Consider the following 12,160-nt stretch of genomic DNA (forward strand, 5'->3'; position numbering starts at 1 on the left):
ATCTTTAAAATCGTAAAATTAAAGAAAAGATGAGATACAAATTAGAAAATCGTATTCTAAAATTAAAAATCGACTTTGCACCTGTAAGTTTTTTGTTATTTTTACAAAAACAATCAATATTGATCTTTGGCTGAAACGCAATGTTTTTTTGCCACAGATTGCACAGATTATCACAAATTATTTTTTTAATCTTTTTGATCCTTTAATCTGTGGCAAAAAACTTTATTCAAATGCGTCAATACTTTATACTCTTTATTTTCGGAATCCTTCTAGCTTTCAGTTCTTGCCGAACTGATTTTGATACAGTTGCCAGTTCTGGAGATTTAAAGTTTTCAAGAGATACTGTTTATTTGGATACCGTTTTTACGAATATAAGCTCCAGCACGTACCAGCTAAAAGTTTATAATAAGAGTAAAAATGATATTTCGATTCCAACCATTCAATTAAAAAAAGGTCTCAGTTCCAAATACAGACTCACTGTTGATGGAATGACCGGCAATAATGGAAAGATCTTTAAAGATGTAACTCTGCTCGCAAAAGACAGCCTGTATATTTTTATAGAAACAACTGCAGCCATTACAGATGCAAATGCTGCAGATTTTTTATATACAGACGAAATTCAGTTTGACAGCGGCGCCAACTTACAAGAAGTCGCTTTGGTAACCTTAATTCAAGATGCCGTTTTTCTGTATCCAAAACAAAATCCTGACGGTACAAAAGAGAAAATTAAAATTGACGACAAAGAGGTTGATGGATTTTATTTAGAAGATAACGAACTGAATTTCACTAATGAAAAACCATACGTGATTTACGGTTATGCAGCAGTTCCAGAAAACAAAACCGTAATTTTTGAAGCTGGAGCCCGCGTTCATTTTCACGCTAATTCTGGAATCTATGTTGATCGCGATGCATCGCTTCAAATTAACGGAAGTAAATCAAATACTGAAAAACTAGAAAATGAAGTCATTTTTGAAGGCGATCGATTAGAATCGCTTTATTCTGATATTCCTGGACAATGGAATTCTGTTTTATTTGCAAACGGCAGTAAAAACCACAGCATAACCAATCTAACGTTAAAGAATGCCGTTATTGGTTTAGATTTTAAAAGTCCTGCTAACCTTATTTCAATCAAAAATACTCAGATTTACAATTGTGCCCAATACGGTATTTTAGCTCAAAATGCGGCAATAATCGGAGAAAACATAGCTGTTAATTATACGGGATTAGCCTCACTTTCCTGCGTTTACGGCGGAAATTACAGCTTTACACATTGTACCTTTAATAACAATTGGCCAAGCAGTTCACAATTTGCGGTTAATCTGAGCAACAGCCTTCCCGGTGCAGTTCCAGAAACCAATCCGTTGACACAGGCAGCTTTTAATAATTGTATTATTTACGGATCGAATACAAATGAATTTAATTTGAACAAAAATACCAATACCCCTTTCGTATATCAATTGAATAATTGTTTATTAAAATTCAGCAGTACTACAACCAATCCGGATTATCAGTTTAAAACAGATGCTATTCATTATAACGGTATTACATTGAATGAAAATCCGAAATATTACAATGTAAATCAGAATAAATTGAACATTGACAATACTTCTGCCGCTTTCGCGAAAGGAAATCAGGCGTATATAATTCCGTTAGACATTCTCGGAATTACAAGAACTTCACCACCGGATTTGGGCGCTTATCAAAGTAAGGATTTCCCTAAGTAGCGTTTTTTAAACCATATAAGTGATATAAGAAAAATTAAGCCTTTCTGTCGAATTTCTAGCGTGATTTCTCCTTACGTCGAAATAACAAATCGGACGCAATTATCGTAAAAAAAAGACTTTACGCCTTAGTGCTTTCACTTCAATTAAAAAACATCCGTAAGAAAATATAGTCAAAATTAAACATCTCTTAACGTAACGTATTACTAAAAGTAGTAGATTTGATATACAAAGATTTAAAAATCTAAAAATCAGAGTTTTAAAATCCTATTCAACAACCAAGTCTTAAACTACAACTTATGAAAAAAAACTACTTCTTACTGTTATTAGCATTTACAGCAATTGGATTTGCCCAGATTCCTTCAGGTTATTACAACACCGCAACAGGAACGGGGTATACTTTAAAAACGCAATTGTACAATATCATCAAAGGCCACACCAATAATGGCTACGCGGGTTTGTATACTACGTACTTAACTTCTGACGTCGATAATTTTTATGAAAATGACGGAACAATTTTAGACATGTATTCTGAAAATCCTTCAGGAACCGACCCTTATACTTATACAACCGGAACCACTCAAAGGTGCGGTAATTATTCTGTTGAGGGCGATTGTTACAACAGAGAACACATTATTCCGCAGTCGGTTTTTAATGAGCAGTCACCAATGGTAGCCGATGCGCATTTCATCACGCCAACAGACGGAAAAGTAAACGGAATGCGATCCAATTATCCGCATGGCACTGTAAGTACAGCAACTTATACTTCTCAAAACGGAAGTAAATTAGGATCTAGTTCAGTATCTGGATATTCAGGAACCGTTTTTGAACCCATAAACGCGTTTAAAGGCGACATTGCACGAATGTATTTTTATTTTGCCACACGTTATGAAAATACTGTTTCCGGATATTCTTATCCTATGTTTGACGGTTCGAGTACTAAAGTTTTTACTACTGCATTTTTAAATATGCTTTTAGCCTGGCATACGCAAGATCCCGTAAGCGCGAGAGAAATTGCCCGAAACAATGCGATTTATGGACGCCAGAATAATCGAAATCCGTTTATCGATCATCCCGAATACGTAAATCAAATTTGGGGAGGAACACCTCCTTCTGGAGATACACAGGCACCAACGGCTCCGACGAGTCTGGCTTCAACAGCAAAAACTTCTACTTCAATTACACTTGCGTGGAATGCCTCAACGGATAATACCGCCGTAACTGCATATGATGTTTATGCAAACAGCGTTTTAAAAACAAGCGTTTCAGGTTTGACGGCAACCATAACAGGATTAACGGCTTCTACAACTTATTCTATTTATGTAAGAGCAAAAGATGCAGCAGGAAACACTTCTACTTCAAGCAATACAATCTCCGTAACCACCAATAGCAGCGGTACCGGAACTGCAACAGATTTACTTTTCTCTGAATATATTGAAGGATCTGGAAACAACAAAGCTTTAGAAATTGCTAACAATACAGGAACTTCTGTTAGTTTAGCCGCATATACCATTAAAAAACAAACAAATGGCGCTGGTTCTTGGAGTACAGGTTTAGCTTTAAGCGGCACTTTAGCGACGGGAAGCAAATTTGTAATTGTGAACAGCTCCATTTCATCAAGTTGTTTTACAGCAGGAACCGCTAATATTTCAACAGCAGCAACAGAATTAATGTTTAATGGAAATGATGCCGTAGGTTTATTCAAAAATGGAGTTTTAATTGATATCATCGGAACTTTTAATGGCGGAACGGCTAACTTTGCCGTAGATGTTACTTTGAGAAGAAAATCGACTGTAACATCTCCTTCAACAACTTTCAATTTAAGTTCACAATGGGATTCTTATGCCACTGACACTTGTAATAACCTGTCAAGTAAAATGGCATTAGCAATTGAAGACAACGGAGCAGAAAAAATCGTAGAGAATTCTAATGAGATTGTTTTGTATCCAAATCCATCTGATGGAAACTTTAATATTGCTTATGCCGATTCAATACCCTATTCAATAGAGATTATTTCTTTTGCAGGTCAAAAAGTATTCGAAAAACAAAATACATTAGATAATACCGTTTCAGTCTCTCATCTTTCTAAAGGAATTTATATAATTAAAATCATAACAGCTGAAAAAACTTTAATTAAAAAAGTAGTTATCAATTAATTCAAAACAATTTTTACCACATGAAAAAGCAGCATATTTTGCTGCTTTTTTATTTTCGAATTGCGGATAATCTTTTTTCTTCACACCGATTTTTTTCGAATAAAAACGATCAAAATCTCCCGAAATCTGAGTAAATGTGCATGAAATATTTTTTTTCAACCCCTTCTAAATGAAAAAAATCTGCAAGAGCTGCAAAATCTGCGAGAAACACTTATTCATCATTTTAAGCATTTTTTAATATAAAAATAATTTAAAAATCACGACAATCCACTTAAAATAAAAACCTTTACCTATTTCAGAATTAAAAAATAATCGTGCGTTGGAGTATATGCGGCAAAAAGAAAAATTCTGCAAGAAAAAAGCATCTTCAACTTTTTTTTAAAGAGAGGGTTTCCAAATTTGCGCTTGCTATTTATTTAAACTAAATTTGTAGCTTCAATACAACAAACTACACACAAAAATGATCCATTTCTTTGAAAACCAAAGCAAAACTGTTTTTGCCGTACAAACGCAAAACGAAATTTCAGCTCAAGACATTTCAAAATTAAACTGGCTTTTTGCCGACGCAAATAAGATCGAAAAATCCGCATTGACGGGTTTTTTTGTTGGTCCCCGTGCCACTATGATCACACCGTGGAGCACAAATGCTGTAGAAATCACTCAAAACATGGGTGTTCCGGGTATTATCAGAATTGAAGAATTTCATCCTGCAACAGAAGATTTCACAGATTTTGACCCGATGCTTTCGCAAAAATTCAACGAATTAGATCAGGAAATCTTCACGATCAACATTCAGCCGGAACCCATTCTGGAAATTGATGACATTGCAACATACAATAAAGTTGAAGGTTTAGCTTTAAGCGAAGAAGAAGTAGATTATTTAAATAATCTTGCAACAAAACTTGGAAGAAAATTAACTGATTCTGAGATTTTTGCTTTCTCTCAGGCGAACTCAGAGCACTGCCGCCACAAAATTTTCAACGGAACTTTTGTAATTGACGGCGAAGAAAAAGAAACTTCTCTTTTTAAATTAATCAAAAAAACATCACAGGAAAATCCTAACGATATTGTGTCTGCTTACAAAGACAACGTTGCTTTTGTAAAAGGACCAAAAGTGCAGCAGTTTGCACCAAAAACAGCTGACAAACCTGATTTTTACGAAATAAAAGAATTTGATTCGGTTATCTCATTAAAAGCAGAAACACACAATTTCCCAACTACAGTTGAACCTTTTAACGGAGCTGCAACAGGTTCAGGAGGAGAAATTCGTGACCGATTAGCAGGCGGGCAAGGCTCTTTGCCATTAGCCGGAACTGCGGTTTACATGACTTCGTATTCTCGTTTGAAATCCTTCGACTCCGCTCAAGATGATAGAAAATGGGAAAATGCTGTTGAAGAAAGAAAATGGTTGTATCAAACTCCAATGGATATTTTGATCAAAGCTTCAAATGGAGCATCTGATTTTGGAAATAAATTTGGACAGCCGCTTATTACAGGTTCTGTTTTAACTTTTGAACACTCAGAAAACGACCGCAAAATTGGTTACGATAAAGTAATCATGCAGGCGGGCGGAATTGGTTACGGAAAACTAAATCAGTCAATTAAACAAAAACCACAAGAAGGCGATAAAATCGTAATTCTTGGAGGAGAAAATTATAGAATCGGAATGGGTGGTGCTGCGGTTTCTTCTGCAGATACCGGTTCTTTCGGTTCAGGAATCGAGTTAAATGCAATTCAGCGTTCAAATCCTGAAATGCAAAAACGTGCTGCTAATGCCATTCGTGGTTTAGTAGAAAGCGACAGCAACCCAATTGTTTCGATTCACGATCACGGTGCAGGCGGACACTTAAACTGTCTTTCTGAATTGGTGGAAGAAACCGGAGGTTTGATCGATTTAGACAAATTACCTGTTGGAGACCCTACACTTTCTGCAAAAGAAATTATTGGTAACGAATCTCAGGAAAGAATGGGATTGGTTATTGGTCAAAAAGATATTGATACCTTACAAAGAATCGCCGACAGAGAGCGTTCGCCAATGTATCAGGTTGGAGATGTAACGGGCGATCATCGTTTTACTTTCCAATCGCAGTCAAATGGTTCCAAACCGATGGATTATGCTTTAGAAGATTTCTTCGGAAGTTCTCCTAAAACGGTTATGACAGATAAAACGATTGATAGAAAATATGCTGCTGTATCGTATTCGGCAAATGATTTCGAAAGTTATTTAAAAGACGTTTTACGTTTAGAAGCAGTTGCTTCAAAAGACTGGTTAACCAATAAAGTTGACCGTTGTGTAGGCGGAAAAGTAGCCAAACAACAAAATGCAGGTCCGTTACAATTACCATTGAATAATGTTGGGGTTATGGCTCTGGATTATTTAGGTAAAGAAGGAATCGCGACTTCTATCGGCCACGCTCCTATTGCAGCTTTGATTGATCCGGTTGCGGGTTCTAGAAATGCGATTGCAGAATCGTTATCAAACATTATCTGGGCGCCGATTAAAGACGGATTGAAAGGAATTTCACTTTCTGCAAACTGGATGTGGGCTTGTAAAAACGAAGGGGAAGACGCTCGATTATACGCTGCTGTTGAAGGCTGTTCGGATTTTGCTATCGAATTAGGAATCAATATTCCGACAGGAAAAGATTCACTTTCGATGAAACAAAAATATCCAAACGACGAAGTAATCGCTCCGGGAACGGTTATTATTTCGGCTGGAGGAAACTGTACTGATATTAGAAAAGTAGTTGAACCTGTTTTACAGAAAAATGGTGGTTCTATTTATTATATCAATTTGTCTCAGGATGATTTCAAATTAGGAGGTTCGTCTTTTGCACAAATTAGAAACACAATCGGAAACGAAACGTCTACAATTAAAGACGCTTCTTTCTTCAAAAATGCATTTAATACAATCCAGGAATTAATTGATGAAAACCAAATTTTAGCAGGTCACGATATCGGAAGCGGTGGTTTAATTACGACGCTTTTAGAAATGTGTTTTGCTGATGTGAATTTGGGAGCTAAAATTGATTTCTCTGCTTTCAATGAAAAAGATTTATTGAAAATCCTTTTTGCAGAAAACATCGGAATCGTATTCCAAGCAAACTCAAACGAAGCAGTTGAAGCTAAATTAAAAGTTAACAATATCGAGTTCTTCAAAATAGGTTCAGTTCAAAATACTGCAGTTTTAGAATTTGGTCCCGAAGCTTCGGGATATAAATTGGATATTCCGACTTACAGAGACATTTGGTTTGAAACTTCATATTTGCTAGATCAAAAACAATCTAAAAACGGAAGAGCTCAGGCACGTTTCGAAAATTACAAAAATCAGGTTTTAAATTATACTTTCCCTGCACATTTCACAGGAAAGAAACCAGAAATCGACAATTCTAAACCAAGACCAAAAGCGGCTATTATCCGTGAAAAAGGAAGTAACTCTGAACGTGAAATGGCAAATGCTATGTACTTAGCCGGTTTTGATGTAAAAGACGTTCACATGACCGATTTAATTTCTGGTCGTGAAAATCTTGAAGATATTCAATTTATTGGAGCAGTTGGAGGATTCTCTAACTCAGATGTTTTAGGTTCTGCCAAAGGATGGGCCGGCGCTTTCTTATACAATGAAAAAGCAAAAACAGCTTTAGAAAATTTCTTCAAAAGAGAAGATACTTTATCTGTTGGAATCTGTAACGGATGCCAGTTGTTCATGGAATTAGAAGTAATTAATCCGGATCATGAAGTTCACGGAAAAATGCATCATAACGAAAGCCAGAAACACGAAAGTATCTTTACTTCTGTAAAAGTTCAGGAAAACAATTCGGTTATGCTATCGACTTTGGCTGGAAGTACTTTAGGAGTTTGGGTTTCTCATGGAGAAGGTAAATTCAAATTGCCTTACGCAGAAGACCAATACAACATTGTTTCTAAATATGCCTACGAAGGTTATCCTGCAAACCCTAACGGTTCTGATTACAACACCGCAATGATGTGTGATAAAACAGGAAGACATTTGGTTATGATGCCTCATATTGAGCGTTCGACTTTCCAATGGAACTGGGCTCATTATCCAAAAGACAGAAATGACGAGGTTTCGCCTTGGCATGAAGCTTTTGTTAACGCCAGAAAATGGATTGAGAAAAACTGAAAATATATTTTTACTAAAAGCGCCCGGAATTTATCGGGCGTTTTTTTGTTTAAATGGCTCACGGATTTTACGGGTTAAACAGATTCGCACAGGTTTTATTTTAATAAACTCCTGCAAGGTTTTCAAAACCTTGCAGGAAAACCCAAGAAACAAAATTATCAAATATTTTTTTTTCCACAGATTACAAAGATTATCACAGATTATTTTTTTACTGTACAGAAAAATCATTTTAATCCTTTAATCTGTGGCTATTTTTAGAATTACAAATAATAATTCGTTCTAATTTGTGGAATTCGTGGCAAAAAAACCTTCGGAAAAAAATTAACAAATTCTCGGTAGCTGCTCTCCCACTAAAGGATTCACCACTCTTTTACCGCCAAAGGTACTTTCTATAATTATTTTAGATGGATGTTCATTAGTAACAAAACCAATAGCTGACGCATTTGGATTTACTTTCTGTAAAATTGCCAAAACATCCTCTTTAATTTCAGGAGCGGCAAGACAGACAAAAATCCCTTCATTAGCCACATATAACGGATCTAATCCTAACAATTCACAAGCACTTTTTACCTGATTTTCGACTTTTATATCGTCTTCAAAAAGTGAAATTCCAAGATTGATTTCAGTTGTAATTTCATGCAGTACAGAAGCCAGACCGCCACGGGTTGCATCTCTTAAAAAATGAATTTTATCGCCAAATCGTTCAATTAAATCCAGAACAATATGATTTAAATTTGTGGTATCGCTTAGAATATCACTTTCAAATTCCAAACCTTCGCGCTCAGACATAATTGCCATTCCGTGAGAAGCTATTGGTCCGTTAATGATAATTACATCATTTTCTTTGATATTTTGAGTTTTGATATTGGCTTTTTCATGCAGAATTCCAATCCCCGAAGTGTTGATGTAAATTTGATCGCCTTTTCCTCTTTCGACAACTTTAGTATCTCCCGTAACAATTTGAACATTTGCTTTGTCCGCAGATGTTTTTACAGATTTAATGATTTCCGTAAACTCTTCTAAACCAAAACCCTCTTCGATAATTAAAGAAAGAGAAAGGTATTTTGGCACCGCACCGCACATCGAAAGATCATTTACGGTTCCGTTTACGGCAAGTTCACCAATGTTGCCGCCTTTAAAAAAAACAGGAGAAATTACATAACTGTCAGTAGAAAAAGCCAGATTTCCCTTCAGATTCAAAAACGCGCCATCATGACGAACTTCTAAAATATCATTTTTTAGGATCTTAAAGATTACTTCATTCAATAATTTAGTCATATGTTCACCGCCACTTCCGTGGTGTAAATGAATCACTTCGGCTTTCTTGTTCATTTTCTTAAATTAAATTTCTTCCCCCATTTGTTTTAAAATCTCCATCGTTTTTATGGCTTCGGCTTCATCAATAATTCCAATTGCCGCGCCTACGTGTACCAAAAGATAATCTCCAACTGTGGCTTCTGGAACAAGAGCTAAATTGACTTCTTTAATTATTCCTTCAAAAGAAACATTCCCTATTCTAAAAGTTTCGTCAAATTCTATTGTCACTTTTTCAAGTCTTCCAGGAACTGCTAAACACATAATTATTGTTTTATAGATTGTGCTAAATAATCGTACCAAGCCTGTAAGCCTTCGCCAGAAGTTGTCGAAACTTCAAAAAAGGTTAAATGCGGATTTACTTTTTTAGCATATTCTTTTAGTTTTTCTAAATCAAATTTTAAGTACGGCAATAGATCTATTTTATTGATAATACAAATCTGAGATCCGTAAAACATGTCTGGATATTTCAACGGTTTATCTTCACCTTCTGTTACAGAAATAATGACAACTCGCTGTAATTCGCCCAAATCAAACATAGCAGGACAAACTAAATTCCCAACATTTTCAATCATTAAAATTGAATCGGGAACAGGTTTTAATTCTTTTACTGCTCTCGAGATCATTTCGCTGTCGAGATGACAGCCTTTTCCGGTATTGATCTGAATTACAGGGACATTTAGTTTATGAATTCTATCGGCATCATTTGTTGTCTGCTGATCTCCTTCAATCACAGAAAAAGCCATTTTATCTTTTAGGTCGGAAATGGTTCGTTCTAATAATGATGTTTTTCCGGAACCCGGAGAACTCACCATATTGATTGAGAAAATATTCAAAGCTTCAAAAAAGCCTCTGTTTCGCTCTGCCGTCAGCTGATTTTTGTATAAAATATCTTTTTCCAGCTGTACAATATTTATTTCGTGAGAATGTCCATGATGATGATCGTGATGGTGATCATGCGGATGATCGTGGTCATCATGGTCGTGATCATGATCGTGGTGGCATTCATGATGATGATCTTCATGATCATGATGATGAAAATGACCAAGATGAGAGTGAGAATGAGAATGTGAATGAGATTGTTTGTCTCCTATTTTAGTAAATCTTACTTCATTTTCGTCAGAACTACAGCCGCAAGTGGTACACATAACTAAATTATTTAATGATTATTTTTTTGATTTTTAATTCTTTACCCGCTATAATTTCTTTAAACGGACTATTACAGTTTGGGCAGCTGTCAAAACTTTTATCAATGTGAAATTCGGTTTCACACTCGGCGCATCTGGCTTTTCCTGCAGGCTCTTCGATAAATAATTTTGCGTCGCTCAAAGCACTTCCATCAATGCACTGCGGCCAGACAAAATAAAAAGAATCCATTTCTACGCCTGATAGTTTCCCAATTTCTAAGTAAAGTTCTAAAGCTTTTCTGCCTTTAATTTTATGTACTTCTTGTTGAACAATCTTCACAATTGAAGTCACGACTGAAAGTTCATGCATGGGATATCACTTCTAAAAAAATATTTAACCTGGCAAATTACTTTAAAAAAAACCAAGATAAAACTGACATTTATCACGTTTTAGAAATAAGTGTTTAAATACTTTTGTACGCTCTAAAATGAAAAATGAGCAAGTCTACTCACAAAATTTTAAAAATAATTTAAAGCTTCTCAATAAACATAAGCAGTATGGAAGACAAAGACAAAGTTCCCGAAACCTATTATAACAGTATACAAAGACAAGGTTACACCAGGAGAGACTTTTTAAAATTTGCAGCCTATATAGGAGCCTATATGGGGGTTCAAAGTTCTGCAATTGGCCAGATCACTAAAGCATTAGAAACTACACCGCGTTTACCTGTAATTTGGGAGCATTTCCAAGAGTGTACCTGCTGCAGTGAATCTTTTATTCGTTCAGACCACCCGATTGTTGCCGATATTATTTTAGATAAAATCTCATTAGATTATACGTTAACCTTAATGGCTGCCTCTGGGCATCAGGCCGAAGCGGCGAAAAAAGCAACAATGAACAAATACAAAGGAGAATATATTCTTTGTGTTGAAGGTTCAATACCAATGGGAGCCGATGGAAATTATTGCTGTATTGGCGGCAGAAGCGCTTTGGATATTCTTAAAGAATCTGCTGCAGGAGCAAAAGCTATTATTGCATGGGGAAGCTGTGCAACATCAGGTTGTGTACAAGCTGCGAAACCAAATCCTACAGGGGCGGTGCCAATTCATAAAATCATAACAGACAAACCTATAATCAATGTTCCAGGCTGCCCTCCGATTGGCGAAGTTATGGCCGGAATTATTGTGCATGTTGTCGCATTCGGAAAATTACCGGAACTAGACAGCGCAGGGCGTCCAAAAGCTTTTTATTCTAAAAGAGTTCACGACAGCTGTTACCGCAGACCGTATTTTGACGCTGGTTTATTTGCAGAAAACTTTGATGACGAAAATGCTAAAAAAGGATATTGCTTATACAAAGTGGGCTGTAAAGGACCTAGTACTTACAATGCCTGCGGTAATATGAAATGGAACGGCGGTGTAAGTTATCCGATACAATCTGGACATGGCTGTATTGGCTGCAGCGCTAATGATTTTTGGGATGCAGGAAGTTTCTATTCCAGAGATTCTTCGATTATACCTGGAAACATTGAAGCAAATGCTGATACACTAGGGAAAATTGCTCTGGGCGGTGTTGCGGCCGGTATTGGCGCGCACGCTGTAATTTCGAATGTATCAAAAAGAAAAGAGCTTACCCACAGAATTAATCAGGGAACTGAAAACGAAAAACACCTCGAAGATTTATAATTTATAAAAAGA

8 protein-coding genes are annotated in these 12,160 nt (G+C 36.1%); 4 read left to right on the forward strand and 4 right to left on the reverse strand.

The window, feature by feature from the left end; genetic code table 11:
• Positions 1 to 230: 230 nt before the first annotated feature.
• The 3 genes from C4F50_RS17395 to purL all read left to right on the forward strand — a co-directional run bounded on the left by C4F50_RS17395 (position 231) and on the right by purL (position 8,021).
• Complete coding sequence (locus tag C4F50_RS17395) at positions 231 to 1,724, forward strand: hypothetical protein (RefSeq protein ID WP_194139925.1); 1,494 nt, start codon at positions 231 to 233, stop codon at positions 1,722 to 1,724.
• 296 nt (positions 1,725 to 2,020) lie between these two features.
• Positions 2,021 to 3,877, forward strand: a complete 1,857-nt coding sequence (locus tag C4F50_RS17400; RefSeq protein ID WP_194139926.1) for an endonuclease — start codon at positions 2,021 to 2,023, stop codon at positions 3,875 to 3,877.
• A 460-nt stretch (positions 3,878 to 4,337) separates the two neighbouring features.
• On the forward strand, positions 4,338 to 8,021 hold the full coding sequence (gene purL / locus C4F50_RS17405; RefSeq protein WP_194139927.1) for a phosphoribosylformylglycinamidine synthase: 3,684 nt from the start codon (positions 4,338 to 4,340) through the stop codon (positions 8,019 to 8,021).
• A 321-nt stretch (positions 8,022 to 8,342) separates the two neighbouring features.
• On the opposite strand, the gene hypE is transcribed toward purL, so the two are convergent.
• From hypE to C4F50_RS17425, 4 genes are read right to left on the reverse strand one after another with little or no spacing between them, the layout of a single operon-like run.
• Positions 8,343 to 9,353 (reverse strand): hydrogenase expression/formation protein HypE, encoded by a 1,011-nt coding sequence (hypE, locus tag C4F50_RS17410; protein WP_194139928.1) that lies wholly within the window; start codon positions 9,351 to 9,353, stop codon positions 8,343 to 8,345.
• A gap of 9 nt (positions 9,354 to 9,362) precedes the next feature.
• Complete coding sequence (locus tag C4F50_RS17415; protein WP_194139929.1) at positions 9,363 to 9,599, reverse strand: HypC/HybG/HupF family hydrogenase formation chaperone; 237 nt, start codon at positions 9,597 to 9,599, stop codon at positions 9,363 to 9,365.
• A gap of 2 nt (positions 9,600 to 9,601) precedes the next feature.
• Positions 9,602 to 10,483, reverse strand: coding sequence for a hydrogenase nickel incorporation protein HypB (hypB, locus tag C4F50_RS17420; protein ID WP_194139930.1), 882 nt, complete (start codon positions 10,481 to 10,483; stop codon positions 9,602 to 9,604).
• Between the two features lie 7 nt (positions 10,484 to 10,490).
• Positions 10,491 to 10,832, reverse strand: a complete 342-nt coding sequence (locus tag C4F50_RS17425; RefSeq protein ID WP_194139931.1) for a hydrogenase maturation nickel metallochaperone HypA/HybF — start codon at positions 10,830 to 10,832, stop codon at positions 10,491 to 10,493.
• Positions 10,833 to 11,020: 188 nt separating this feature from the next.
• On the opposite strand from C4F50_RS17425, the gene C4F50_RS17430 reads away from it, so the two are divergent.
• A complete protein-coding gene (locus C4F50_RS17430) occupies positions 11,021 to 12,148 on the forward strand; it encodes a hydrogenase small subunit (protein ID WP_194139932.1) in 1,128 nt (375 codons plus the stop codon).
• Positions 12,149 to 12,160 lie beyond the last annotated feature (12 nt).

It is taken from the genome of Flavobacterium hungaricum (genome assembly GCF_015182285.1).
GTDB lineage: Bacteria > Bacteroidota > Bacteroidia > Flavobacteriales > Flavobacteriaceae > Flavobacterium > Flavobacterium hungaricum.

What these genes read in the sequence shown, in the direction of transcription:
- C4F50_RS17395 (WP_194139925.1), top strand. Translation starts at nt 231, where the DNA reads ATGCGTCAATACTTTATACTCTTTATTTTCGGAATCCTTCTAGCTTTC.
- C4F50_RS17400 (WP_194139926.1), top strand. Translation starts at nt 2,021, where the DNA reads ATGAAAAAAAACTACTTCTTACTGTTATTAGCATTTACAGCAATTGGA.
- purL (WP_194139927.1), top strand. Translation starts at nt 4,338, where the DNA reads ATGATCCATTTCTTTGAAAACCAAAGCAAAACTGTTTTTGCCGTACAA.
- hypE (WP_194139928.1), bottom strand. Translation starts at nt 9,353, where the DNA reads ATGAACAAGAAAGCCGAAGTGATTCATTTACACCACGGAAGTGGCGGT.
- C4F50_RS17415 (WP_194139929.1), bottom strand. Translation starts at nt 9,599, where the DNA reads ATGTGTTTAGCAGTTCCTGGAAGACTTGAAAAAGTGACAATAGAATTT.
- hypB (WP_194139930.1), bottom strand. Translation starts at nt 10,483, where the DNA reads ATGTGTACCACTTGCGGCTGTAGTTCTGACGAAAATGAAGTAAGATTT.
- C4F50_RS17425 (WP_194139931.1), bottom strand. Translation starts at nt 10,832, where the DNA reads ATGCATGAACTTTCAGTCGTGACTTCAATTGTGAAGATTGTTCAACAA.
- C4F50_RS17430 (WP_194139932.1), top strand. Translation starts at nt 11,021, where the DNA reads ATGGAAGACAAAGACAAAGTTCCCGAAACCTATTATAACAGTATACAA.